The sequence below is a fragment of the Amycolatopsis sp. cmx-11-12 genome, assembly GCF_046269425.1.
Classification (GTDB): domain Bacteria; phylum Actinomycetota; class Actinomycetes; order Mycobacteriales; family Pseudonocardiaceae; genus Amycolatopsis.
This window is the reverse complement of the sequence record NZ_JADNQM010000031.1, coordinates 69,179-94,309: the sequence shown is the minus strand read 5'-3', so window position 1 is coordinate 94,309 and position 25,131 is coordinate 69,179. Positions and strand designations below refer to the sequence as shown.

Annotated in this window: 18 protein-coding genes; 14 read left to right on the top strand and 4 right to left on the bottom strand. The window is 71.3% G+C overall.

Annotated elements, in window-relative coordinates; all coding sequences use genetic code 11:
• Positions 1-109: 109 nt before the first annotated feature.
• The 13 genes from dhbA to ACLARN_RS33030 all read left to right on the top strand — a co-directional run bounded on the left by dhbA (position 110) and on the right by ACLARN_RS33030 (position 21,763).
• Positions 110-859 (top strand): 2,3-dihydro-2,3-dihydroxybenzoate dehydrogenase, encoded by a 750-nt coding sequence (gene dhbA, locus ACLARN_RS33090; protein WP_409495402.1) that lies wholly within the window; start codon positions 110-112, stop codon positions 857-859.
• A gap of 139 nt (positions 860-998) precedes the next feature.
• Complete coding sequence (locus tag ACLARN_RS33085; RefSeq protein ID WP_409495401.1) at positions 999-2,195, top strand: isochorismate synthase; 1,197 nt, start codon at positions 999-1,001, stop codon at positions 2,193-2,195.
• Positions 2,192-3,814, top strand: coding sequence for a (2,3-dihydroxybenzoyl)adenylate synthase (locus ACLARN_RS33080; protein ID WP_409495400.1), 1,623 nt, complete (start codon positions 2,192-2,194; stop codon positions 3,812-3,814). Before ACLARN_RS33085 ends, ACLARN_RS33080 begins: the two co-directional genes overlap by 4 nt.
• Positions 3,811-4,485 carry an isochorismatase family protein gene (locus tag ACLARN_RS33075; protein ID WP_409495399.1) on the top strand — a complete coding sequence of 225 codons (675 nt, stop codon included), beginning with the start codon at positions 3,811-3,813 and terminating at the stop codon, positions 4,483-4,485. The genes ACLARN_RS33080 and ACLARN_RS33075 overlap by 4 nt, the downstream gene beginning before the upstream one ends.
• The gene (locus ACLARN_RS33070; RefSeq protein ID WP_409495398.1) at positions 4,482-4,715 is read left to right on the top strand and encodes a phosphopantetheine-binding protein; all 234 of its coding nucleotides are present in this window, start codon (positions 4,482-4,484) and stop codon (positions 4,713-4,715) included. Before ACLARN_RS33075 ends, ACLARN_RS33070 begins: the two co-directional genes overlap by 4 nt.
• On the top strand, positions 4,712-5,566 hold the full coding sequence (locus ACLARN_RS33065) for a siderophore-interacting protein (RefSeq protein ID WP_409495397.1): 855 nt from the start codon (positions 4,712-4,714) through the stop codon (positions 5,564-5,566). Before ACLARN_RS33070 ends, ACLARN_RS33065 begins: the two co-directional genes overlap by 4 nt.
• A 31-nt stretch (positions 5,567-5,597) precedes the next feature.
• Positions 5,598-6,602 carry an ABC transporter substrate-binding protein gene (locus tag ACLARN_RS33060; protein ID WP_409495396.1) on the top strand — a complete coding sequence of 335 codons (1,005 nt, stop codon included), beginning with the start codon at positions 5,598-5,600 and terminating at the stop codon, positions 6,600-6,602.
• Positions 6,599-7,582, top strand: a complete 984-nt coding sequence (locus ACLARN_RS33055) for a FecCD family ABC transporter permease (RefSeq protein WP_409495395.1) — start codon at positions 6,599-6,601, stop codon at positions 7,580-7,582. Before ACLARN_RS33060 ends, ACLARN_RS33055 begins: the two co-directional genes overlap by 4 nt.
• Positions 7,579-8,601, top strand: a complete 1,023-nt coding sequence (locus ACLARN_RS33050) for a FecCD family ABC transporter permease (RefSeq protein ID WP_409495394.1) — start codon at positions 7,579-7,581, stop codon at positions 8,599-8,601. The genes ACLARN_RS33055 and ACLARN_RS33050 overlap by 4 nt, the downstream gene beginning before the upstream one ends.
• Entirely contained in the window at positions 8,598-9,374 is a 777-nt protein-coding gene (locus tag ACLARN_RS33045) for an ABC transporter ATP-binding protein (RefSeq protein WP_396562667.1), read from the top strand. Before ACLARN_RS33050 ends, ACLARN_RS33045 begins: the two co-directional genes overlap by 4 nt.
• A complete protein-coding gene (locus ACLARN_RS33040) occupies positions 9,368-19,324 on the top strand; it encodes an amino acid adenylation domain-containing protein (protein WP_409495393.1) in 9,957 nt (3,318 codons plus the stop codon). Before ACLARN_RS33045 ends, ACLARN_RS33040 begins: the two co-directional genes overlap by 7 nt.
• Positions 19,321-20,727, top strand: a complete 1,407-nt coding sequence (locus ACLARN_RS33035; RefSeq protein ID WP_409495392.1) for a DHA2 family efflux MFS transporter permease subunit — start codon at positions 19,321-19,323, stop codon at positions 20,725-20,727. Before ACLARN_RS33040 ends, ACLARN_RS33035 begins: the two co-directional genes overlap by 4 nt.
• Complete coding sequence (locus ACLARN_RS33030; RefSeq protein ID WP_409495391.1) at positions 20,714-21,763, top strand: 3-deoxy-7-phosphoheptulonate synthase; 1,050 nt, start codon at positions 20,714-20,716, stop codon at positions 21,761-21,763. Before ACLARN_RS33035 ends, ACLARN_RS33030 begins: the two co-directional genes overlap by 14 nt.
• A 224-nt stretch (positions 21,764-21,987) precedes the next feature.
• Here ACLARN_RS33030 and ACLARN_RS33025 read toward each other — a convergent pair whose 3' ends face one another.
• Together ACLARN_RS33025 and ACLARN_RS33020 are read right to left on the bottom strand one after the other, a co-directional pair.
• Positions 21,988-22,419: an SRPBCC family protein gene (locus ACLARN_RS33025; protein ID WP_409495390.1), complete on the bottom strand. Its 432-nt coding sequence runs from the start codon at positions 22,417-22,419 to the stop codon at positions 21,988-21,990.
• A 41-nt stretch (positions 22,420-22,460) separates the two neighbouring features.
• Positions 22,461-22,829: a winged helix-turn-helix transcriptional regulator gene (locus tag ACLARN_RS33020; RefSeq protein ID WP_409495389.1), complete on the bottom strand. Its 369-nt coding sequence runs from the start codon at positions 22,827-22,829 to the stop codon at positions 22,461-22,463.
• 94 nt (positions 22,830-22,923) lie between these two features.
• Here ACLARN_RS33020 and ACLARN_RS33015 point away from each other — a divergent pair, with 94 nt between their 5' ends.
• Complete coding sequence (locus ACLARN_RS33015) at positions 22,924-23,763, top strand: SDR family oxidoreductase (RefSeq protein WP_409495388.1); 840 nt, start codon at positions 22,924-22,926, stop codon at positions 23,761-23,763.
• A 5-nt stretch (positions 23,764-23,768) separates the two neighbouring features.
• Here the strand turns inward: ACLARN_RS33015 and ACLARN_RS33010 are convergent, their stop codons facing one another.
• Both ACLARN_RS33010 and ACLARN_RS33005 read right to left on the bottom strand, forming a co-directional pair.
• The gene (locus ACLARN_RS33010; RefSeq protein WP_409495387.1) at positions 23,769-24,398 is read right to left on the bottom strand and encodes a hypothetical protein; all 630 of its coding nucleotides are present in this window, start codon (positions 24,396-24,398) and stop codon (positions 23,769-23,771) included.
• A gap of 144 nt (positions 24,399-24,542) precedes the next feature.
• Complete coding sequence (locus ACLARN_RS33005; RefSeq protein ID WP_409495386.1) at positions 24,543-25,094, bottom strand: hypothetical protein; 552 nt, start codon at positions 25,092-25,094, stop codon at positions 24,543-24,545.
• Positions 25,095-25,131 lie beyond the last annotated feature (37 nt).

Sequence of the window (25,131 nt, the reverse complement as noted above, 5' to 3'; positions counted from 1 at the left end):
TGTCCCTAATCACCGGTGTCGGTCCCTCGCTTTGTCCGGATTCGCCAGCTAGCTTAGGCAAGGCTAAGTAAATGGGACCTCGGTAAATGGGACATAGGGTGGTTGTGGCGTGGAAGGGATCGAGGGCAAGGTCGCGCTCGTCACCGGAGGCGCGCGCGGGATCGGGGCGGCCGTCGTGGACGGACTCGCCGAGGCGGGCGCGATCGTGGCGGCGGTGGATCTGACGGAAGTACCTTCCCGGGACGGGGTGACCTCGTTCGTCGCGGACGTCGGGGATCCCGCCGCCGTGACGCGGGTGGTCGACGAGGTCGAACGCGAACTCGGGCCGATCGGGATCGGGGCGTCCGTCGCGGGCGTACTGAAGCCGGGGTCCGTCTGCGAGACGAGCGACGAAGACTGGGCGGCGACGTTCGCCGTCAACTCCACCGGTGTCTTCACCGTGCTTCGAGAGATCTCTCGCCGGATGCTGCCCCGCCGGAGCGGAGTGCTGGTGACGGTCGGGTCCAACGCCGCGGGTGTCCCGAGGACCGGGATGGCCGCCTACGCCGCGTCGAAGGCCGCGGCGACGATGCTGACCCGCTGTCTCGGCCTCGAACTGGCGGGCTCCGGCATCCGCTGCAACATCGTCTCGCCCGGTTCGACCGACACCGATATGCAACGTCTACTGTGGACGGACAAAAACGGCGCGGACCGTGTCATCGGGGGAAATCCGGAGCAATACCGCGTCGGCATACCACTGGGCCGGATAGCCGAACCCGCCGACATCGCCGACGCAGTACTGTTTTTGGCCTCCGATCGCGCGCGGCACATCACCATGCAGAACCTCTACGTCGACGGCGGCGCCACGCTTCGCGCGTGATCTCGATGAGGCAACGAAGACTTTTCGGGTCCGCATGATTAGGTTAGGCTAACCGAAAGGCGTTTTCGGTGCGTCCGGGGGATCGCGTTCCATACCGGTGCCAGCCTGATCAGTAGTATTTGCGAAAGGGAATCCTGTCGTGTCCTCACCCGCACCGGCCCGACCAAGGCCGGTCCACCAGGCGGCCGATCTGCTGGCGGCGTACCTGCCCGGATCGTTCTACTACTCGTCGGCTCGAGGATCGCTGCTCGCCGACGGCGTGTACTCCCCGGTGCACGCGGCGCCGGGCAAGCGGGCCCGTGCCGCCGCCGAAGTCCTCGACGCCGCGCTCGTGGCTGGAGTGACCGAACCCGTGGTGGCCGGGGCGATCGGATTCCGGCCGGAGGCCCCGAGCAGCCTGGTGGTCCCCGCCGTGGTGCGCCGGGCGGGCGCGCCGGGCGCCGGCAGGCCGGTGGCCCCGCTCGGTGGGGGGAACTGGTCGGTGTCGCCGCGGCCCGCTCCCGAGGTCTATACCACTGCCGTCGCCAGGGCGCTGGACGAGATCCGCGACGGTGACCTGCGCAAGATCGTGCTGGCCCGCTGCCTCGACGTCACCGGTGGCGACCCCATCGCCGTGCCGCGGCTGCTGGCCCGGCTCGTCCACGCCGACCCGGCGGCCCACGCCTTCGCCGTCGACGTCAGCGCGCCGGGCGATCCCGCGCCGCGCACCCTGATCGGCGCGAGCCCGGAACTGCTGGTCTCCCGCCGCGGCCGGACCGTGACGGCCAACCCGCTGGCCGGGTCTCGCCCGCGCGTCGCCGACGAAGCCGAAAACGCCCGCAGGATCAGCGATCTGATGGCGTCCGAAAAGGACCGTGCCGAACACGCCCACGTCGCCGCGCAGGTGGCCGAGGTGCTGGGCCGGTTCTGTGTGGACCTCGATGTGCCCGGCGAACCCGAGGTGATCGGCACACCCACGATGTGGCACCTCTCGACCCGGATCAGCGGACGGCTCGCCGATGCGGGCGACGCCGGTTCGTCCGCGCTCGCGCTGGCCGAAGCACTGCATCCGACGCCCGCCGTCTGCGGCGTCCCGACCGGCCTCGCCCGCGACACCATCGCGGCGCTCGAACCCGAGGATCGCGGCTATTACGCGGGTCTCGTCGGCTGGACCGATCAGGACGGTGACGGCGAATGGGTCGTCACCATCCGCTGCGCCGAGGTCCGTGACCGGACCGTGCGGTTGTTCGCGGGCGCGGGCGTGGTGGCGGGTTCCGACCCGGAGGCCGAACTCGCCGAGACCGGCGCGAAGTTCGGCACCATGCTGCGGGCCCTCGGTCTGGAGGGAGTCGCGTGAACCCGGATCACGTGCCCTGGCCGCCGGAGACCGCCGCGCGCTACCGGGCTTCGGGACACTGGCGGGGCCAGACCTTCGGCACGCTGCTGACCAGCCTCGCCGAGGCCTACGCCGAACGTCTCGCCGTGATCGGCGAGACCGCCCGCTGGACCTTCGCCGAACTCGACGAGCGGGCGCACCGGCTCGCCGCCGGGTTCGCCGGAGCCGGGATCCAGGCGGGTGACCGGGTCGTCGTGCAACTGCCGAACGTGCCGGAGTTCGCGTCCGTCGTGTTCGGACTCTGGCGGGCGGGCGCGCTGCCCGTGTTCGCGCTGCCCGCGCACCGGGCCAGCGAACTGCGGCACTTCGCGCAGCAGAGCGAGGCCGCGGCGATCCTGACCGTCGGCGAACACGAACGGTTCGACCACGCGGCCATGGCGCGTTCGGTCGCGGACGGAATCCCGTCGGTGCGGGAGGTCTTCGTAGTCGGCACGGAAGAATTCGCCGCGCTCGAAGCGGCCAAGCCGCGCGCGCTGCCCGACCCGGATCCCGCCGGTGTCGCGTTCCTCCAGCTGTCCGGCGGCAGCACCGGGCTGCCCAAGCTGATCCCGCGTACGCACGACGACTACCTCTACAGCGTCCGCGAAAGCGCCCGGATCTGCGGCCTGCGCCCGGAAAGCGTGTACCTGGCCGCGCTGCCCGCCGCGCACAACTTCCCGCTCAGCTCACCCGGCATGCTCGGGGCGCTGCATGCAGGTGCAGCCACGGTATTCGCGCCGCGTCCGGACGCCGACACCGCGTTCCGCCTGATCGAGGCCGAGGGCGTGACGATCACCGGGCTCGTGCCGCCGCTGGCCGCCGCGTGGGCACAGGCGGCCGCGAGGACCACCCGCGATCTGTCCTCTTTGGACGTCCTGCTGGTCGGCGGCGCCAAATGCGCCCGTGAACTGGCCGAGAAGATCGGGCCCGCGCTGGGCTGCCGCCTGCAGCAGGTGTTCGGCATGGCCGAGGGCCTGGTCTGCTACACCCGGCTCGACGACCCTGACGAGTACGTCCTCGCCACGCAGGGACGGCCGATCTCGCCGGACGACGAGATCCGCGTGGTGAACCCGGACGATCCACTGTCCACTTCGGACGACGTCGTCGCGCCGGGCGAGATCGGCGCGCTGCTGACCCGCGGCCCGTACACGATCCGTGGCTATTACCGGGCCGCGGAGCACAACAAGACCGCATTCACCGAAGACGGCTTCTATCGCACCGGCGACCTGGTCCGGCAGCACCCGTCCGGGCATCTCGAAGTGGTCGGCCGGGCGAAGGAACAGATCAACCGCGGTGGCGAAAAGGTGGCCGCGGAAGAGGTCGAGAACCACCTGATGGCCCACCCCGGCGTCCTCGACGCCGCCGTGGTCGCGGTGCCGGATCCGTACCTGGGCGAGCGGACTTGCGCCTACGTCGTCCCCACTGCCGGAGCAGAACCGGGCGCGGCGGAGCTGCGCCGGTTCGTGCGCGAGCGCGGGGTGGCGGCGTTCAAGGTGCCCGATCTGGTCCAGGTGGTACCGGAGTTCCCGGTGACCGGGGTCGGCAAGACCAGCAAACGCGAGCTGCGGGCGGCACTGGCCGCCCTGGCGAAGGAGGGATGAAAGTCGTGTCACTGCCCAAGATCCGGCCCTACTCGCTGCCGACGGAGGCCGAGTTGCCCGCCGGACGGGTCGGCTGGAAACCCGACTCCGCCCGTGCCGCGCTGCTGGTGCACGACGCGCAGCGGTACTTCCTCGCGCCGTACGAAGGATCCCCGGTCCCGGAGATGGTCGCGAACATCGCCGCGCTCGCCGGAGCCGCCCGCGCGGCCGGGGTCCCGGTGTTCTACACCGCGCAGCCCGGCCACCAGGCCGCCGAGGACCGCGGCCTGCTCACCGAGTTCTGGGGCGACGGTATCGGCGCGGTCATCGATGACGACCCGAGCGCCGCCGACGTCGTCGACGAACTCGCCCCACAGCCGGGCGACACCGTGCTGACGAAGTGGCGCTACAGCGCGTTCCAGCGCAGCACGTTCACCGAACAGCTCGCTGAAGCGGGCCGCGATCAGCTGCTGATCACCGGCGTCTACGCCCACATCGGCTGCCAGGCCACCGCGGTCGAGGCGTTCATGCGCGACGTCCAGCCGTTCCTGGTCGGCGACGCCGTCGCGGACTTCTCCCGCGAACGCCACGACCAGGCCTGTGAATACGTCGCCCAGCGCTGCGGCGCCCTGACCACCACCACCGCCGCGCTCGCCGCGCTGGCCCCGATCCACGCCGGAGTACCCCGATGAGCCTGACCGTCGAGAAGATCCACGCCGACGTCGCCGAACTGCTCGGCTGCGACGTGGCCGAGCTGAAACCGGAAACCGATCTCACCGACCTCGGCCTCGACTCGATGCGGATCATGGGCCTGGTCGAGCAGTGGCGCGCGGACGGCGCGGACACCCTCGAATTCGCCGATCTCGCCGAGCAGCCGAACCTCGGCCACTGGACGAAGATCCTCACCGGGAACGTCGCGTGAGCCGCGCCGATCACCGCCACCGGCACCTCGAACGCATCGCCGAGGTCCGCGTTGGCGAGCACGCGGAGAAGGTGGGCTACCCGATCCGCGTGCGGACGGCCGAAGTCGTTCGCACCGAGATGATCGGCTCCGGACTGGTTCGCGTGACCCTTGGCGGACCTGGCACGGCCGGATTCGAGGCGCATTCGCCCGACGAGCACGTGAAGCTGATCTTCCCGGAGTTCGACCCGGAGCCGAGGCTGCCGGAGCCGAACGGCGACATGCTGCGCTGGCCGAAGCCGTTCCCGACGACGCGTGAGTACACGGTCCGCCGCTACGACCCGGCCTCCGGGGAACTCGACCTCGACGTCGCGCTGCACGACGGTGGGCTCGGCGCCGAGTGGGCCAAGGCCGTCACGCCGGGTACGCCAGTACACGTCGCGGGTCCGCCCGGCGGGCTGATCGTGCCGCACAACTACGACCGGTACCTGCTCGCCGGCGACCTCACCGCCCTGCCCGCGATCGCGCGCTGGCTGGAGGAACTGCCGCGCACCGCCGCTGGCTGGGCGTTCATCGAGGTCGCAGGTGCGGCCGAGGAGATCGAGCTGTCCGCGCCCGAGGACGTCGAAGTGCACTGGCTGCACCGGGGTGACGCCGCGCCGGGCACCACCGACATGCTCGCCCGCGCGGTACAGACGATCGAGGTTCCGGCAGGCGAGCGGCTCTACGCCTGGGTCGCCGGTGAAGCCGGGCAGATCAAACCGCTGCGCCGCTGGCTCAAGAACGACCTCGGGCTCGAGAAGGCCGACTACGACGTCACCGGCTACTGGAAACTCGGCGTCGCCAACTTCGACGACGACCACGACCACTGATCCCCACCCACTGAAATAACGAGGAAAACCCATGCGCACCACCAGAACCCGCCGCTTTGCCGGAGCGATCGCGCTCGCGTTGACGGTCGCGACCGCGGCCACCGCCTGCGGTTCCGGCGACGACGGCAAGGCGGCCGACGGCGGCCAGACGCGGGTGTTCGCCGCCGACAACGGCCAGATCACCATCCCGGTCTCGCCGAAGCGGGTCATCGCCACCGGTTACGCCGTGCCCGCGCTGCTCGAAGCGGGTGCGCCGCTGGTCGGTGTGTCCAGCTGGAAGCGCGGTGTCCCGCTGTTCAACGAGCAGGAGCGCAAGAAGTACGACGAACTGGCGAAGGTCGCCGGCGAGACGGCGGCGGAGACGAACTACGAGGCGATCGCGCAGGCCGATCCCGACCTCATCGTCATCGGCGTGCCGAAGCCGGTGCTCGCCGACATCGACATCAAGCGTCTCGAAGCCATTGCCCCGGTCGTGGCGATCGGCCCGTCGGTACCGTCGATGTGGCGTGAACTGTCCCGCAAGCAGGCCGACGCCGCAGGTGCGGCCGCCGGGTTCGATGCCGTCAAGGCCGCGTACGACACCAAAGCCAAGGGGCTGGCTGACAAGTACAAGGCCGTGCTGCCGCAGCTGAAGCTGGGCCACGTCGGCGCCTACGGCGAGGTCGCCAAGGGCAACTTCCAGCGCGAGTTCAACGGCTCGTGGGGCACCAACGCCGCCCAGGACATCGGCGCCACCTACTACGGCCAGGTCAAGGTCAAGGGCGGCGGCTCCAAGGACGTCAGCGAGTACCCGTCGATCGAAGAGCTGTCGACGGCGTTCGCCGAGGCCGACGCGATCAGCTACTCGGTCGGCCCGGACGGTGCCGTGCCGGCGCCGGTCAAATACGTCCTCGACTCGCCGCTGTGGAAGGAACTCCCCGCGGTGAAGGCGGGCAAGGTCTACGCGTTCCGTTACACCGAGGCCGCCACCTACCGGGCCGCGACGTCCACTTTGGACGCCGTCGACCAGGCGTTCGCGCCGCTGCTCAAGAAGTGACCACCACCGGGCGGTCCGCGCTGCTCGGCGCCGCACTGCTCGGGCTCGTCGTGGTCGCCGTGCTGAGCGTCGGCATCGGCGCGCACGCCATCGCCCCCGGCGAGGTCGTGCGCGCCCTGCTTGGCGACGGGAACCCGAGTGACCGGGCGGTCGTCCTGGACATCCGGATGCCGAGGGCGGTGCTCGCCGTCGGCGTCGGCGCGGCCTTGGCCGTCGGGGGAGTGCTCGTGCAGGCGTTGTCGCGCAACGCCTTGGCCGAACCCGGCGTACTCGGCGTGACCGCGGGGGCCGGGTTCGCCATCGCGGTGGGCTCGGCGTTCGGCCTCACCGCGTCGGCACTGGCCGAACTGGGCCTGGCGGTGGTGGGCGCGTTCGGCGCGTCGGCGCTGGTGTACGCGGTCGGCAGCCGTTCGCCGTTGCGGCTGGTGCTCGCCGGGACCGCGTTGAGCGCCGTGCTGCTGGGCCTGACCCTCGGCCTGCGCTTGCTGTTCCCGGACACCTTCGACGTCTACCGGTTCTGGTCGGTGGGTTCGCTGGCGGGCCGTGAACAGGCGCCGACCACGGTGCCGCTGATCATTATCGGCCTGTCGCTGCTGGGCGCGTTCGCGGTGAGCCGTCAGCTGAACGCCATCGCGCTCGGCGAGACGGTCGCGCACACCCTCGGCGCGAACGTCGCCAGGGTCCGGGTGATCACCCTGCTGCTGATCACGCTGATGGCGGGCGCGGCCACCGCGCTCGCCGGGCCGATCCTGTTCGTCGGGCTGATCGTGCCGCATCTGGCGCGGCGGGTGGCCGGTGCGTCGATCCCGTGGCTGATCGCGTTCGCCGCGCTGCTCGGCCCGGTCCTGATCCTGGCCGCGGACGTCGGGTCCAGGGTCCTGCTGCCGACCGGTGAAGTACCGGTCGCCATCGTGACCGCGTTCCTCGGCGGCCCGGTGCTGATCTGGGCCGTCCGCAAATACGGGGCGGCGCCGCTGTGAGCACTCTTGTCCTGCGGCGCGGGCGGTTCTCCGCCCGGCTCGAACGCCGCACCCTCTGGTTCCTCGTGGTGATGACCGTGGTCATCGCCGGACTGATGCTGCTCGGGCTCTGCTACGGCGCGGCGTGGGCGAGCCCCGCCCGCGTGTTCGCCGCGCTCACCGGTTCCGGCGGCGGCCCTGGGGTGGTCATCCGGGAATGGCGACTGCCACGGGTACTGGCCGGGCTGGTGTTCGGCGCCGCGCTCGGACTGGCAGGCGCGATCTTCCAGAACATCACCCGCAATCCGCTCGGCAGCCCGGACGTGATCGGTCTCGACGCCGGCGCCTACACCGGCGCGCTGTTCGCGATCACCGTGCTGTCGGGGACCTCGACGCAGCTCACGATCGGCTCGGTGCTCGGTGGCGTGCTCACGGCGGCCGTCGTGTACGCGCTGTCGCTCGGCGGCGGGCTGTCCGGGCTGCGGCTGATCGTCATCGGCATCGCGATCAACGCGATGCTGACCGCGCTCAACTCGTGGATCGTGCTGCGTGCCGAACTCGAGATCGCGATCGCGGCCGTCGGCTGGAACGCCGGTTCCCTCAACGGGGTCGGCTGGGACGACGTCGCCATCCCGTTCGGGGTGCTCGCGGTGCTGTTCGTCGTGCTGTTCACCAGGGCACCGGCGATGCACCAGGCCGGGCTCGGCGGGGCGCTGGCGGTGACCACCGGTGTCCGATGGGACCGGCTGCGGCTGGTACTGGTGCTGATCGGGGTCGGCTGCACGGCCACGGTCACCGCCGTCGCCGGGCCGATCGCGTTCATCGCGCTGGCGGCCCCGCAGATCGGGCGGCGGCTGGCCCGCACACCCGGTATCGGCCTGCTGCCCGCCGCATTCACCGGTGCCGTGCTGCTGACCGCCGCTGATTTGGCCGCCCAGATGTTACTCGCGCCGGAAGCGCTGCCGGTCGGTGTGATCAGCACCGTGATCGGCGGCGGCTACCTGATCTGGCTGCTCACCAAGGAGGTGCGGCGCACATGAGTGCCCGCTTGACCGCTCGGGAACTGACCCTGCGCTACGGCGACCGGGTCGTGTCGACCCGGCTGAGCCTCGACGTGCCCGACCACGCGTTCACCGCGGTCGTCGGACCGAACGCCTGCGGCAAGTCGACCTTGCTGCGCGCGTTCGTCCGGCTGCTGCGCCCGGCCGAAGGCGAGATCCTGCTGGACGGCAAGGACGTCGGTTCCTTCCACGGCAAGGGTTTGGCGCGGGAACTCGGCTTCCTGCCGCAGGATCCGGTCGCGCCGGAGGATGTCCGTGTCCGGCAGCTGATCGCGCGCGGCCGGTTCCCGCACCAGTCGCTGTTCGCGTCGTGGTCCGAAGAGGACGAACGCGCCGTGCTCGACGCGATGACCGCGGCCGGGGTGGCCGGGCTGGCCGACCGGCCGGTGCAGGAACTCTCGGGCGGACAGCGTCAGCGCGTGTGGGTGGCGCTGGTGCTGGCGCAGAAGACGCCGTACCTGTTGCTCGACGAACCGACGTCGTTCCTCGACATCGCGCATCAGTACCAGCTGCTGGGGTTGCTGGCGCGCCTGCGCGACGAGGGACGCACGGTGATCGCCGTCCTGCACGACATCAACCAGGCCTGCCGCTACGCCGACCACCTCGTCGCGCTGCGGGACGGCCGGATCGTCGCCGAAGGCGCGCCCGCCGACATCGTCGACGCGGAGTTGATGAAGGAGGTCTTCGATCTCCCCAGTGTCGTCGTGCCCGATCCGGTGACCGGAACCCCGATGGTGGTGCCCTCTTGCTGAACCTCACCGGAGCACAGCTGGGGATCTGGACCGCGCAGCGGCTGGAGCCCGACTCGCCTTACTACGTCGTCGGTGACGTCATCGAGATCGTCGGTGACCGGCCGGTCGACGTCGACGCGCTGAGCGAGGCGATCCGGGCGACCGCGGAAGAGGCAGACAGCCTGCGGCTGCGTGTCTTCGAGACGCCGGACGGGCCACGTCAGGTGGTGTCGGACGACGCGGTGCCGCTGCCGGTCGTGGTGGATCTGAGCGGTGAAGCCGATCCGGTGGTCGCGGCGCACGAGCGGGTGGCGGCCGAACGCCGCCGCGTCGCCGAAGCGTGCCGCGAAATGGTGGACCGGCCGCTGTTCGCCCATCTCGTGCTGCGGATTTCGGCGGCGCACGTGTGGTTCACCCAGCTCGGGCACCACCTCGTGTTCGACGGGTACACCGCCGCGATGCTCGCGCGCCGGACGGCCGCTCGCTACACCGCCGCGTTGAACGGGAAGGACGTGCCGCCCTCGACGTTCGCGCGGTTCGCCGATCTCGTCGATGCTGATCGCGAATACCGGGCGGGTGAACGCTTCCAGCAGGATCGGGAGTACTGGCGCTCGCGGTTCACGCCGTTGCCGGACCTCGATGACGGCAGTGCCGCGTCGGGTCCTCCGGAGAACACGGTGACCGCCCGGTCGGTTCTGCACGCCTCGGACGTGGAACGGCTTCGCGAACTGGGCAAACGTGCCGGAACGACCTGGGGCGACGCGCTGATCGCCTGCTACGCCGCGTTCCTGCACCGCCTGCTCGGCTGGTCCGACGTCGTGTTCGCGCTGCCGTTGATGTGCCGTGAAGGGGCCGCGTTGCGGACTCCGGCGATGGCGGTCAACGTGCTGCCGTTGCGGGTCACGGTGCACCCGGAGGACTCGGGTTCCGAACTGACCGCGCGCGTCGCGGGCGCGCTGAAGGAGATGCGCACGCACCAGCGTTATCGCGGCGAGGATCTGCCGCAGGATTTGGCGGTGCCGGGCGCGGGCGCGTTGCTGCACGGCCGCGGTATCAACCTCAAGGCGTTCGACCTGAAACTCGACTTCGCGGGTGCGCACGGCACCATGCGCAATGTCGCCGGAGGACCGCCCGAGGACATGGGCCTGTCCGTGCTCCCGACCTCCGATGGCGGGCTGCTGCTCGGGTTCGAGGTCGACGCGCGTACCCATGACCAGGCCGCCGTCGACGCGAAGCTGACCGCGTTGCGCTGCCTGATCACCGCGATGACCGACCCGGACGGCCCGGTGGTCGGAGGCGCCGACCTGGTTCCGCCAGGGGAGCGGGACGTCCTGCTGGCAGCGTGGTCGACACCCGCGCCGGACGGCGAACCCGTTGGTGTACCGGAACTTCTGGCTGAGCTCGATCCTGAGCAGACCGCTTTGATGTTCGGTGACGAGCGCCTGACCGGCGGTGAGCTGGTGGCGCGGGTGCACCGGCTCGCGCGGGCCTTGCGGGCGCGTGGCGTCGGGCCCGATGACGTCGTCGCGCTGGCCCTGCCGCGGTCGGCGGATCTCGTCGTCGCCCTGCTGGCGGTGCTGGACGCCGGTGCCGCGTTCCTGCCGCTGGATCTCGCCCATCCGGTCGAGCGGTTGCGGGAACTGGCCGCCGAGGCCGGTGCAGTGCTCACGGTGGCCGACAGCGCGGACATCGTGCCCGGACCGCAGTTGCTGCTTCCCGAAACCGATCTGTCCACACTGGACTCTTCACCGCTTTCCGTGCCGCGTCATCCGGAGCACCTCGCGTACGTCATCTTCACCTCCGGCTCGACCGGGCGTCCCAAGGGCGTGCTCGGCCGGGTCGGCGGATTGACGACGCTGCTGCGTCACCACGGCGCGACCACGGTCGCCGAGACCGAACGCGCCGCGGGCAGGCGGCTCCGGGTCGCGCATACCTACTCGTTCGCCTTCGACTCCGCGCTCGACCAGCTGATGTGGCTGCTGTTCGGGCACGAGCTCCACGTCTACGGCACCGACGTCGCCCGGGACGCCGACGAACTGCTGGCCGCGTTCGCCCGCGACCGGATCGACGTCGTCGACACCACGCCGTCGATGGCCGCGCCCCTGATCGAGGCCGGACTGCTCGACAGCCCGCACCCGCCTGCCCTGCTCGTGCTCGGCGGCGAGGCGACCCCGCCCGCGCTGTGGCGCCGCGTCGCGGAGTCCGGTGTCCGTGCCCGCAACATGTACGGCCCGACTGAGGCCACTGTGGACGGTGCCGGATCCTGGCTGGACGACGGGGAACCGACGATCGGGCCCGCTGTGCCGGGTACGGCGGTCCGGGTGCTCGACGCCGCGTTGCGTCCGGCACCCGCGGGAACGCCGGGTGAGCTGTACCTCGCCGGACCGCATCTGGCGCGAGGTTACCTCGGCCGCCCCGGTGCGACGGCGGAGCGGTTCGTCGCCGATCCGTACGGCGCGCCCGGCGACCGCATGTACCGCACCGGCGACCTCGCCCGCTGGGTGCCAGGCCGGGGTCTGGAGTACCTGGGCCGCCGCGACGGTCAGGTGAAGGTGCGCGGCCACCGCGTCGAACTGGGCGAGGTCGAGGCCGCGCTGGCCGCCGTGCCCGGTGTGCGGGCGGCCGCCGCCGCGGTGCGCGGACCGAGGCTCGTCGGCTACGTCGTCGGCGAGGTCGCCCCGGACGACGTCCGCGCGGAACTCGCGGCGCGGGTGCCGGAGCACCTCGTGCCCGCCGCCGTAGTCGTACTCGACATGCTTCCCTTGACCACCAACGGGAAGATCGACCGTGCGGCCTTGCCCGCCCCGCGTGCGGCGGCCGGGCGGCCCGCGGCCACCGACCGTGAGCGGTTGCTGTGCGCGACCATCGCCGAGGTCATCGGCGTCGACGAGGTCGCCGTCGACGACGACTTCTTCGCACTGGGCGGCGATAGCATCACCGCGATCAGCGTCAGCAGCAGGCTGCGCGCGCACGGCCTCGACCTGCGACCGCGTGATCTGCTGGCCCGGCGCAGTTTCGAGGCGCTGGCGGCGGCGAGCGCGGAGATCGGCGGCGGGATCGAGGCCCCGGACGAGCCCGTCGGCGAAGTGCCCGCCCCGCCGATCGCCCGCGCCCTGCTCGACCCGCATCCGGACGTCACCACGATCGCCGGATACGCGCAATGGACCGCGATCCGGCTCGACGAGGACCTTCCGCCCCATTTGCTGACCGAGGGCGTGCAAACGCTGCTGGACCACCACGACGTCCTGCGCCTGCAATTAGGTGACGAATTGCGTGTGCGAGAACGCGGTTCCGTGCACGCCGCCGACGTCGTCGTCGAAACGACAGGTGATCCGGCGGACGTCGCCCAGGACCTCGCGGACTCGCTCGATCTCCGAGCGGGCGTGCTGAGGGTCGCGTTGCTGCCGGATCACCTTGTCATCGTGATCCACCATCTGGCGATCGACGGCGTTTCCTGGCGAGTCCTCCTGCCGGACCTGCGCGCCGCCTGCGCCGGAGAACAGCTCGAACCGGCCGGGACGTCGTGGCGGCGGCACGCGCTCCGCCTTGCCGGGCAAGGGACTTCCGGTTCCCGGCGCGGCGAACTCGACCACTGGCGCGGCGCGCTCGACGGCCCGCGCCTCGGCGAGCGGCCGCTCGACCGGGCCGTCGACACGGTCGCGACCGCGCGGCGTTCGGTCACCGTCGCCTCGCCGGAGCAGACCGAGGCGGTGCTCACCGGCCTGCCCAAGGCCTACCGTGCCGGACCGGACGACGTCCTGCTCGCCGCGCTCGTGCTCGCCCTCCGGTCGTGGCGGGCCGCTCCGGTCGCGGCCGAAACCGTGTCCCTCGAAGGGCACGGCCGGGACCAGGACGGCCTGGATTTGTCGCGCACCGTCGGCTGGTTCACCGCCGAGCATCCGCTGCGCGTACCCGCCGGCGCGGTGGCCGCGACGACGGACTTCGAGAACGCGCTCGCGGGCGGTGCCGCCGCCGGAACGCTGCTGCGGGCCGCCAAAGAGGCTAAACGCGCCGTCCCGGACAGCGGCGTCGGCTTCGGTGTCCTGCGCTACCTCGACCCGCTCACCCGGGACGAACTCGCCGCCGTCCCGCCGCCGGACGTCGTCCTGAACTACCTCGGCCGGTTCGCCGCGCTGCCCGGCACGGGCTGGCGACTGCCGGAGGAGGACCCGTTCGCGGTCACCGAACCCGAGGGCAAGTCACTGGACCAGGTGCTGGCGCTGAACTGCTTCGTCCGTGAGGGCGAACTCCCGCGACTCGCCGTCGAATGGACCGCCGCGAGCGAGGTGCTCTCCGAGGAAAGCGTTGAGGCGCTTCAGGAAGCATGGACGCGAGCGCTGGAAGCCATGGCCGCGCACGCCGCCCGGATCGGACCGGACGGCGGCGGTCTCACACCGTCGGATCTGCCGCTGGTCGGCCTCGGCCAGGCCGACATCGACGCGCTCGAACGCCAGGGCCGGATCGAGGACGTTCTGCCCGCGACCCCGTTGCAGACCGGGCTTTCGTTCCACACCCTGGCACGCGGCGCCGACGACACCGACGTCTACGTGGTGCAGGCCGTCACCCTGCTCAGTGGCGCGCTCGACGCCGACCGCATGCGCGAGGCCGCGGCGGAAGTCTTGCGGCGGCATCCCGCGCTGCGCGTCCACCTGCACACCACCGACGCGGGCGAGGTCGTCCAGGTCGTGCCCGAGGCGGTTTCGCTGGACTGGCGGCACGCGAGTGTGGCGCCGGACGAGGTCGCGGCCGAATGCCGCGTCGAGCTGGCCCGCCCGTTCGACCCGGCGACCCCGCCGCTGATCCGGTTCCTGCTGCTGACCCTCGGCCCGGACGAGCACCGTCTGGTGCTCACCAACCATCACGCGCTGCTCGACGGCTGGTCGATGCCGCTGGTCGGCCGGACGCTCTTGGCCACCTACGCCGAACTCGGCGGCGGTCCGACGGCCCCGGTCGCCCCGCCGCTCTCGGAGTACCACCGGGTGCTCGGCGAACGCGATCCCGAGGCGGCTTTGGAGGCGTGGCGCGAGGCGCTCGCCGGTCTCGATGAGGGCACGCGGCTCGCGCCCGCGAGCATCGAGTCCACTGTGGAGCGTCCGGAGCGGGTCACCGTGGAACTGGGCGGGGAGTTCAGCGAACGGCTGCGCGCCTTCGCCCGCGAACGCGGGATCACGCCGACGACGGTGTTCCAGACCGCGTGGGGTGTCCTGCTCGCCCGGCTGACCGGCCGCCGCGACGTCGTGTTCGGCTGCCCGGTCTCCGGACGGCCCGCCGACGTCCCCGGCGTCGAGCGGATGATCGGCCAGCTCGGCAGCACGATCCCGGTGCGGGTCCGGTTCGACGCCGCCGACACCGCGGTCACCGTGCTGGACCGCGTGCACACCGAAAGCGTCCGGCTCACCGACCACCACCACGCCGGGCTGCCGGACATCCAGCGCGCGGCGGGCGTCGGCGACCTGTTCGACACGATGCTGGTGATGGAGAACTTCCCGCTCTCCAGCCGCGCCCGCACCACTTTGGCGCCGGGCCTGGACCTCGTCGGGGTAGACATCACCGACGCCACGCACTACCCGCTCACGGTGATCGTCCTGCCCGGCGACGAGTTCACCGTCGGCCTCGGCTACCAGCCCCAGGCCTTCACCCGCGACGAGGCCGAGTCCTTCGGGCGCTGGCTGCGTGCCGTGCTGCACGAGATCGTCGCCGATCCGAAGCGGCCCGTCGCCCGGCTGCGGGCGCTCGACGCCGACGAGGAACGCGCGATGCTGCGGCTCGGCGAAGGGCCTGAGCCGAGGCGCGAACGCGGCGGCATGCTGGCTGAGTTCGGCCGCTGGGTCCGCGAGACCCCGGACGCCGAAGCCGTCGTCTGCCGCGACCGGAGCCTCACCTACGCCGAACTCGACCGGCGGGCCAACCGGCTCGCGCACACCCTGATCGACGCCGGCGTGCGGCCACAGGACCCGGTCGCGGTGCTGTTGCGCCGCGACGTCGACCTGGTGGTCGCGCTGTTCGGCGTGATCAAGGCGGGTTCGGTGCACGTGCCGATGGATCCGGACTACCCGGCCGACCGGCTGGCCTACATGCTCGACGACATCAAACCCGCCGCCGTCGTGTCCACTTCGGACGTCGACGGTCTCCCGGTGGTGAATCCGGCTTCACTGTCTACAAAGGACACCGATCCGGCCGTCCGGCTCAGCGAAGACGCGCTCGCCTACGTCATCTACACCTCCGGCACCACCGGCAAACCCAAGGGCGTCGCGGTTCCGCACCGCGGTGTCCCGAGCCTGATCGCGTTGCAGGAGGACATCGTCGGCATCGGGACCGCCGAGCGGTACCTGCATTTCGCCTCGACGAGTTTCGACGTCGCGTTCTGGCAGTTCATGCTTCCGCTGCTGTCCGGCGGCACGTCGGTCATCGCGCCGGAGGAGGTGCGCGTCTCCGGCGACGACCTGCTGGCCTACGCCGCCGAACACCGGGTCACCGGGCTGAACCTGCTGCCGTCGTTCCTGTCGGCGATGCCCGACGACGCGACCGTCGATCCGGACGTGTTCTTCGTCGTCGGCGCCGAACGGCTCGACCCGGAACTGGCCCGGCGCTGGGGGAACCGGCGGGCACTGTTCAACGCCTACGGCCCGACCGAGGTCACCATCAACTCGGTCACCTGGCACTACGACCCGGCCGACCCCGGCCCGCTGCCGATCGGCCGCCCGGACCCGGAAGTCCGCGCGTACGTGCTCGACGGCGGCCTGCTCCCGGTCGGGCCGAACGTCACCGGCGAGTTGTACCTGGCCGGGCCGAAACTCGCCCAGGGCTACGTCGGCCGTGCCGCGCTGACCGCCGAGCGGTTCGTGGCCGATCCGTTCGGTCCGCCGGGGGAGCGCATGTACCGCACGGGCGACCTGGTCAGGTGGCGGCCGGACGGGCAAATCGTCTTCCTCGGCCGCGCCGACCACCAGGTCAAGCTGCGCGGGTTCCGCATCGAACTCGGTGAGATCGAGACCGCGCTGACCGGGCATGACGACGTGCGTGCCGCCGCGGTGATCGTCCGCGAAGACCGGCTGGTCGCCTACGTCGTGCCTGTCGACGGCGCCGAGCCGTACCCGGCCGTACTGCGCGAACACCTCGCGGCGGACCTGCCCGCGTACATGGTTCCGACGGCGTTCGTGCCGCTGGAACGGCTTCCGCTCGGCCCGAGCGGCAAGCTCGACCGGGCCGCGCTGCCCGCGCCCGAGGCTCGTTCGGTAGGCGGCAGGGAACCGGCGACCCCCGCGGAAGCCGTGCTGCTGCACGTCGTCCGCGAGCTGCTCGGTCCCGGCGTCGGCCTGGACGACGGCTTCCTCGAAGCGGGCGGGGACAGTATCGCGTCGCTGCGGGTGGTTTCCCGCGCCCGCCGCGAAGGGCTGCACCTGACCGCGCGTGACGTCCTCGAAGGCGGCACGGTCGCCGGGATCGCGGCGCGCAGTGGCGGACCCGAACAGGCCGAGGAGGCGCCCGCGGTCGGCGACGCGCCGCTCACCCCGATCATGCGGGATCTGTTGCTGCGCGCGGAAAAGGCGGCCGACGGGTTCTGCCAGTGGGTCGAGATCTGTGTGCCTGCGGCGGACGACGTTGCGCGGTGGCGCTCGGTGCTCGACGCCGTCCTCGCCCGCCACGACGTCCTGCGGGCGCATCTGGTCGAAGACGCGTTGCGGATTCCCGCCGCGGGCGCGGTGACCGGCGCGGACGTGCTCACCACCGTCCGGGTGGGCGGCGATCCGCGCGCGGTGCTGCACGCGCAGGTCGAGCAGATTGTGGCCCGGATGGACCCGCGCACCGGCCCGCTGCTGCACGCGGTGCTGGTGGACGCGGGCGAGCACCGCTCGGGGCGGCTCCTGTTGGTGGCGCACCACCTCGTCGCCGACGCGGTGACCTGGCGGGTGCTGCTCGACGACGTCGAACAGGCCTTCCACGGCAACACCTTGCACCGGCGCGGGCAGTCGTTCCTCGGCTGGGCGCGTTCGCTGCGGGCGGCCGCACCGGCCCGGCAGGACGAACTGCCGTACTGGCAGGCGATCGCCGCCGCGCCCGCGACGCGACTCGGCCGGACCGACCTCGACCCGGCGCGCGACACCGTGGCGACCGCACGGCACCACCGCATCGACATCGGCGCGGACACCACCCACGCCGTGCTCACCGCGTTGCCCTCGGCCTACCGCACCGGACCGGACACCGTGCTGCTGACCGCGCTCGCCCGCGCGGTCGCCGCCTGGCGCGGCACCGGAGCCGATCTGCTCGTCGCCGTAGAGAGCCACGGGCGGCCGGGACACACCCCGGACTTCGCGGGCACCGTCGACCTGGCACAGACCGTCGGCTGGTTCACCGCCGTGCATCCGGCGCGGATCACCCCGCCCGCCGGACCGCTGCCGGACGCGCTGAGGGCGGTCCGCGACCACCTCCGCGCCGCCGGTGACGGCCTCGGGCACGGGATACTCGGTGTCGGGGGCACCCGGCCGGAGGTCGCGTGGAACTACCTCGGCCGGTTCCCGGCGCCTCCGGTCGCCGAAACGCCTTGGCAGCGCCCGCCCGACGCCGACCCGCTCGGTTCCGGCGGTGGCGCGGATCTGCCACTGCCGTACGCGCTGACGGTGAACGCGATGGTCCCCGACGGTGGCACGCTCGGCGTCCGGTTCACCTGGCCGTCCGCGCTGTTCACCGACGACGAGATCACCGTACTGGGCGAGCACTTCCGCCGGGAGCTGGACGAACTCGCCGCCGACGTGCCGGGGCCCGGCGAGGTCCTGCCGTTGACGCCGTTGCAGGAGGTGATCCTGCGCGAGTCCCGCGCGGCGGACGAAGATCCGTATCCGGTGCAGGCCGCTTTCACGCTGTCCGGGGAACTCGACGTCGAGGCACTGCGGGCCGCGGCGACCGCCCTGGTGCGACGGCATCCGAACCTGGGTGCGGTGTTCCCGCCGTCGCACGAGGTCCAGGTGATTCCCGCGGTACCGCAGGCCGGTTTCCGGATCCGTGAAGTGTCCGAGGTGGACAGTGCGCTGGACGAAGACCTCGCGGAGCCGTTCGATCTGGCGAACGGTCCACTGTGGCGGGTCACCGTGCTGCGGCAAGGTCCCGGCCGTCAGACCCTCGTGCTGACCAGTCACCACCTGCTGTCCGATGGCTGGTCCGCGCCCCGAGTCCTCGACGAGTTGTTCGCGCTGTACGCGGGGAAACCGTTGCCGGAGCCCGTTCCGCTGGCCCGGTACACCCGCTTTCTCACCGCGGCCGATCACTCCGCCGACGTCCGCGCCTGGCGGGCGGAACTCGACGGCTTGCCCGAAGGCGACCACCTGCCGCGCATTGACGGCCCTGCCGAGCCCGTGGTGTTCACTGTGGACGGTCAGCTGGTCGCGGAACTGACCCGGCTGGGCGCGGCACGCGGGCTCACTGTCAACACGCTGTTGCAGGGTGCGTGGGCGGCCGTGCTCGCGACCCGCGCCGGGCGCACGGACGTCAGCTTCGGGGTGATGACCTCGAACCGGACGTCCGATGTGGACGGTGTCGAGGAGATCATCGGGTTGCTGGCGAACAGTGTCCCGGTCCGCGCCCGGTTCACCGGAACGGTCGTCGAGGCGCTCGCAGACCTGCAAGCGCGGCAGCAGACGATGGCCGGGCACCACCGGATCGGCCTGCCGGAACTCGCGTCACTCACCGGACGCGAGCGGCTGTTCGACAGCCTGCTCGTCTTCGAGAACTACCCGGTGGATCCGGCGAAGTTGCGCGAACCCGCGCCCGGCCTGACCGTCACCGGCACCCGGTTCCGCGAACGGACACACCATCCGGTGAGCGTCACCGTCGTTCCCGGCGAGCACGGCTGGGAAGGCGTCCTCTACGCGCGGGGTGGAAACGCCCGGTCCCTGGCGGACGATCTGGTCCGGTCGCTGCGGGAGCTGCCGTCCTGGCTGGACGGCGACGCCGCCGGATTCGCGGGGGAGCGGTGACCGCGCGGCCGATCGACGCGGCGCTGTGGCGCACCGCGTCGGTGCTGGTCCTCGGCACGTTCATGGCGACCTTGGACAGCACGATCGTCTCGGTCGGTGTCGACACGCTCGCCGACGAGTTCGGCTCGTCGGTCACCGGTGTCCAGTGGGTGACGACGGCCTATCTGCTGGCCGTGGTCACCGCGGTGCCGGCGTCCGGCTGGCTCGCCGACCGGTTCGGCGGCCGTCGCGTCTGGCTCACCGCGGTCGTCGTGTTCCTGCTGGCGTCCCTGTTGTGCGCGCTGGCGCCGACTTTGCCCGCGCTCATCGCGTTCCGGGTCCTGCAAGGGCTCGCGGGCGGGCTGCTGCCGGCGACCGGGCAGGCGTTGCTGGCGCGGGCCGCCGGGCCGGACCGGATCGGCCGCGTGATCAGCGTCGTCGGCCTGGTGCCGCTGTTGTCGCCGGTGCTCGGCCCGCTGGCGAGCGGCACGATCCTCGCGGTCGCCGACTGGCCGTGGCTGTTCTACGTCAACCTCCCGGTCGGCGTGGTGGCGATCTTCCTGGCGCGGCGCTGGGTCCCGGCCGGAGAGCCGGGCGGGCGGGGCGAACGGTTCGACTTCCGGGGCGCGTTGCTGCTTTCGCCGGGGCTCGCGGTGCTGGTGTTCGGGCTGACCTGGTTCGAACGGGGGAGCCCGGTGGTCGCCGGGATCGCGGTCGCGGCGGGTGTCGTGATGCTCGCGGCGTTCGTCCGGCACGGTCTGCGGGCCGAAGCGCCGCTGCTCGACCCGCGGCTGTTCACCAAACCGCCGTTCGGGGTCGCCGCGCTGGCACTGGTCCTGCTCGGCGCGTCGGTGTTCGGCACGATGTTCCTGCTCCCGCTGTATCTCCAGCGCGGCCCCGGACTGTCCACATGGGACACCGGATTGCTGCTGGTGCCGCAGGGCATCGGCGCGGCGGCCGGGTCGGTGCTGGTGAACCGGCTCGTCGACCGGATCTCACCGCGCACCCTGGTGCTGAGCGGGATCGGACTGGTCGCCCTCGGCACCGCCCCCTTCACCCAGCTCGGCCCGGGTTTCCCGGACTGGGTGATCGTGGTTTCCCTGCTGCTGCGCGGTTTCGGCGCGGCATTGATCGGCGCGCCGGTGATGACGATCGTCTACCGCCGGGTCGAACCCGCCCGCCTGCCCAGGGCGGCCGGGGCGCTGAACCTGCTCAACACGCTCGGCGGCTCGATCGGCACCGCGGTGCTGGCCGTGGTGCTGCAGGCCCGGCTGACCGCGCGCGGCCCGGACGTCTCCGCGGCCTTCGCGGACTCTTTCTGGTGTGTTCTCGGCCTCGCCGTCGTGGCGGTGGCCGGTGCGACGCGGCTGCCCCGGGCCGGGGTGGCCGCCCCCGACAAGAAGAGAGGTCATGCGGATGCTTGACCAGGACACTCTGCCCAGCCCGGCCGACATCACCACGAATGGCGTCGTTTCGGCGGAAATCGCCCGGCACCGCGAAACCGTCGCGAACGTCCTCGCCCGGCGCGACTCACGGCTGCTCGTCGTCGTGGGCCCGTGTTCGGTGCACGACCCCGGCGGCGCGCTCGAGTACGCGCACCGGCTCGCCGAGGTGTCCCGCCGCTTCGCCGACGACCTCGTCATCGTCCTGCGCGCCTATCTGGAGAAGCCGCGGACGATCGCGGGCTGGACCGGCCTGGTGCCCGACCCCACCCTGGACGGCAAGGGCGATCTCGCGTCCGGCGTGCGGATCGGGCGGCGGTTCCTGGTCGACGCCGCCGCGACCGGGCTGCCGCTGGCGTACGAGTTCGTCGATCCGTTCCTGGCGCCCTATTTCGCGGACACCATCAGCTGGGGCGCGATCGGCGCGCGCACCGTGGCCAGCCAGCCGCACCGGCATCTGGCGTCGTGGCTGCCGATGCCGATGGGCATGAAGAACTGCGTCTCCGGCAGGCTCGACACGGCCGTCGCCGCGATCCGGGCCGCCGGAATGCCGCACGTGTTCCCCGGCGCCGCGGCGGACGGGCGCCCCCGGATCCTGCGCAGCGCCGGGAACCCCGACGCCCACCTCGTCCTGCGCGGCGGCCTGAAACCGAACCACCACGCCCACGCGGTCGCGGACGCCCTCGACGCGCTGACCGCCGCCGGCCTGCCGCACCGTCTCGTCGTCGACGCCTCGCACGGCAACAGCGGCAAGGACCACAACCGGCAGCCCGTCGTCATCGCGGACCTGGCGGACCAGATCTCGGCGGGCAACGACGCGCTGGCGGGCGTGATGATCGAGTCGTACCTCGCCGACGGCAGGCAGGACGTCGGCTCCGCGCCGCCCCGGCCCGACCTGAGCATCACCGACGCCTGCCTGGGCTGGGAACGCACCGTCCCGCTGCTGGAGTCCCTCGCCTGCGCGAACGCGGTGCGGCGGATCAGCACCCCCCGCAAGGCGGGCGCCCTCCGCAACTAGTCACCTAAACGCGCCCCCACAACACCGATCTCGCGTGCTTGAACGGCGATCTCTCGTGCTCGAACGGAGAACTCGCGTGATTAGACGGAGAACACGTGAGTTCCGCCTCCAAGCACGCGTGATCTCCATCCAAGCACGCGTGATCTCCGTTCAAGCACGCGTGATCTCCATCCAATCACGCGAGATCGCCGTTCAGGCACGCGTGACGTCGGGGGTATCCGGCGCTAGAGGGCTTCCAGGGCCTTCCGCATCGTCGGCACCAACTCGTCGCCCATTTTCTCGAATTCCCGTTTCAGGAAGGGATCCGCGAGTTTCGCCAGGCCGTGGAATGTGATGGTGGCGTCGTAGCTGATGGACGTCGTGCCGTCTTCTTCGGTCACCGTCAGATCGTCGGTGGACGTGGCGGTCTTGTTGCTGCCGACGAACACGATCCGTCCCGGTTCCAGCCGTTCGAGGCGGTAGGTCAGTTCGGTCTTCTTGCCGCGGAACTCGGACACGTTGCGCCACTGCGACCCGACGACGATGGGGCCGGTATCCGCGCGGGTGCAGGACACGGTCCCGGGGTCCCACTCCTCGGCGTGCGCGAAGTCCTGGAGGTAGTCGACGACGGTCTGGACGGGGGTTCGGACGGTGATCGTCCGGTGCACGTTGACCACCGATACGACGGTACGCAGGTGTCTCCGCGCTCGCAGTGTGGTCAGGCGCCGCGTGGCGACAGCCGCGCGGTGATCCGGTCGAACAGTTCCGTCAGCGGCTCGCCGACCTCCCGGCCGAACTCGGTCAGCCCGTAGGTGACCTGGGGTGGTGTCGTCGGCTCGACCTTCCGCCAGATCAGGCCGTCTTCGACCAGGGCGCGCAAGGCCTGGGCGAGCATCTTCTCGCTGATGCCCCGAATGCTCTCGCGCAGCTCGTAGAACCGGAGATCGTTGCTCAGCAAGGAGATCAGCACCCAGATGCCCCATTTGCTGGTGACGTGGTCGACCACGTCGCGCGCGGGGCAGTCGGTGTGAAACACCTCATAACGCTGCTCCGACCCGTCCTGTGTGAGCTGCACGCCTCCCGCCATGTCATGAGCTTACCGAAAGGTATGTCCTTACCAAGAGTTAGCCAGGCTCCTAGCGTCATCGCCATCGAAGAACGACCGGACGAAGGAGCAGAACATGATCGTGGTGACCGGGGCTACCGGGAATGTGGGCCTGCCGCTGACGCGGGCGCTGGCCGAGGCGGGCGAGCAGGTGACGGCGGTGTCGCGGCACGCGGCGGCGGTGCCGGACGGCGTCCGTCACGTGGTGGCGGACCTGGCCGAGCCGGCGAGCCTCGAGCCCGCGCTGGCCGGGGCGAAAGCGTTGTTCCTGTTGTTGTCCGGCGATCTGCACGCCACCGGAGCCAACCCCGCCGACGTCATCGCCGAGGCCGCGGCCTCTGGAGTCCGCCGGATCGTCCTGCTCTCCTCGCTGGGCGTGGCGACCAGGCCCTTCGGCGCGACACGGATCGCGCTGCGCGGGCTGGAGGACACGCTGCGGGAGTCCGGTTTGGACTGGGCCATCCTTCGGCCGGGTGGCTTCGCCTCCAACGCCTTGTGGTGGGCCGAGTCCGTCCGTGAGCGACGGGTCGTCGCCGCGCCCTTCGGAGACACCGGGGTACCGATCATCGACCCCGCGGACATCGCCGAAGTCGCGGCGGCCTGCCTGCTGGACGATCGGCACACCGGCGGCGTGTACGAGCTGACCGGACCGGAGGTGATCACGCCGCGCGGGCAGACCGAGGCGATCGCGGCCGCGCTGGGGTCGCCGGTGCGGTTCCACGAACTCACCCGCGAAGAGGCCAAGGCAGGCATGACCCAGAGCATGCCGGGCGAACTCGCCGACGACACCCTGGACATCCTCAGCTCCCCGAGTCCGGCCGAACTGCGCGTCAGCCCGGATGTCCAGAGCGTCCTCGGCCGCGCCCCGCGCTCCTTCGCCGACTGGACCGCCCGCTCTGTCGCCGCGTTCCGGTAAGACCGCTACTTCTTCCAGATGACCGGGCTGTCCTTGTACCCGTCGCTGTCGGTGAAGGTCGCGCCGCCGACCTCTCCGCCGTCCCTGATGGCCTGGAGTTCACAGGTCTGGTAGGTGGCGCCGACGGTCTTGAAGTCCCGCTTGGCCGACTCGGACTGGCACTGCGGGGTCTCGCCGGTGATGATCACGCCGGTGCTCTTGCCGTTCGGGCCCACCGCGCGCAGCCGCACCGAGCTGTAGGAGAGGTCCGTGCCGCCGACGTTCTCCACGGACATCCGGATGTACACCGGGGTCATGCCCTTGGCCTTGTCACCGTAGGCGGCGAGATCCTCCTTGGCGCCCAGCTCGATCGACTTGACGGTGATCGCGATGGTGCCGGTCTTGTCGTTGCCGTACTTGAACGGGACGACGGCGCGATCGCCGACTTTCAGTTCACTGCCGGGAGCGGTGGTGTCGGCGTTCGAGACCGGGACGGTGCCGCTGGTCGCGGGGGAGGAGGCGGGGGCCGACGTCGGAGCCGAAGAGGGGGCGGGGGCGGGCACCGGACTGCCCGCCTCCTCCTTCCCGCCACAGGCGGTGAGCAGCAGCACCGCGGCGAAACCGGTGGTGAACAGGGCGATGCGGGCGGACTTCATGGATCTCCTCGGACTCCTCGCCGATGGGTCACGGCGTTCTCGCCACGCACCGTAATCGTCGTCGGCGCCCGGCGGTGTGGCCCGTTCGTACCACAATCGATCACGAATCGCTTACGCCGATCGGCCCAGCCCGGTGGGTCGCGTTCACTTCTTCCAGAGGATCGGGTCGTCCTTGTACCCGTCACCCTCGCTGAAGGTCACCCCACCGACCTCGCCGCCGTCCTTGACGCCCTCGGTTTCGCAGGTCTCGTAGGTCGCGCCCGCGGTGGTGAAGTTCTCCGCCGCCGGCTCGCCCTTGCAGGCCGCGGTGCCGTTGGCCAGGATCACCTTGGTGCCCTTGCCGCCCGCGTCCACCGCGCGCACCGATACCGAGGTGTCGGCGAGGTCCGTACCGCCGACGTTCTCGATCACCATCCGGACGTAGACCGGAACCACGCCCGCGGCCTTCTCACCGAACTTGGCGAGGTCCTCTTTCGTGCCCAGCTCGATCGACTTGACGGTGATCGCGATGGTGCCGGTCTTGTCGTTGCCGTACTTGAACGGCACGACGGCGCGGTCGCCGACCTTGAGTTCGCTACCGGGAGCGGTGGTGCCGTCAGCCCGGACGGTCGCCCCGGCCTCCTTCTCGCCGCAGGCGGACAGCCCCAGCGCGGCCGCGCAGCCGATGGCGAGCAGGGCGACACGGGCGGGCTTCATGGATCTCCTCGGGCTTTCGCCGAACGGTCACGGCGTT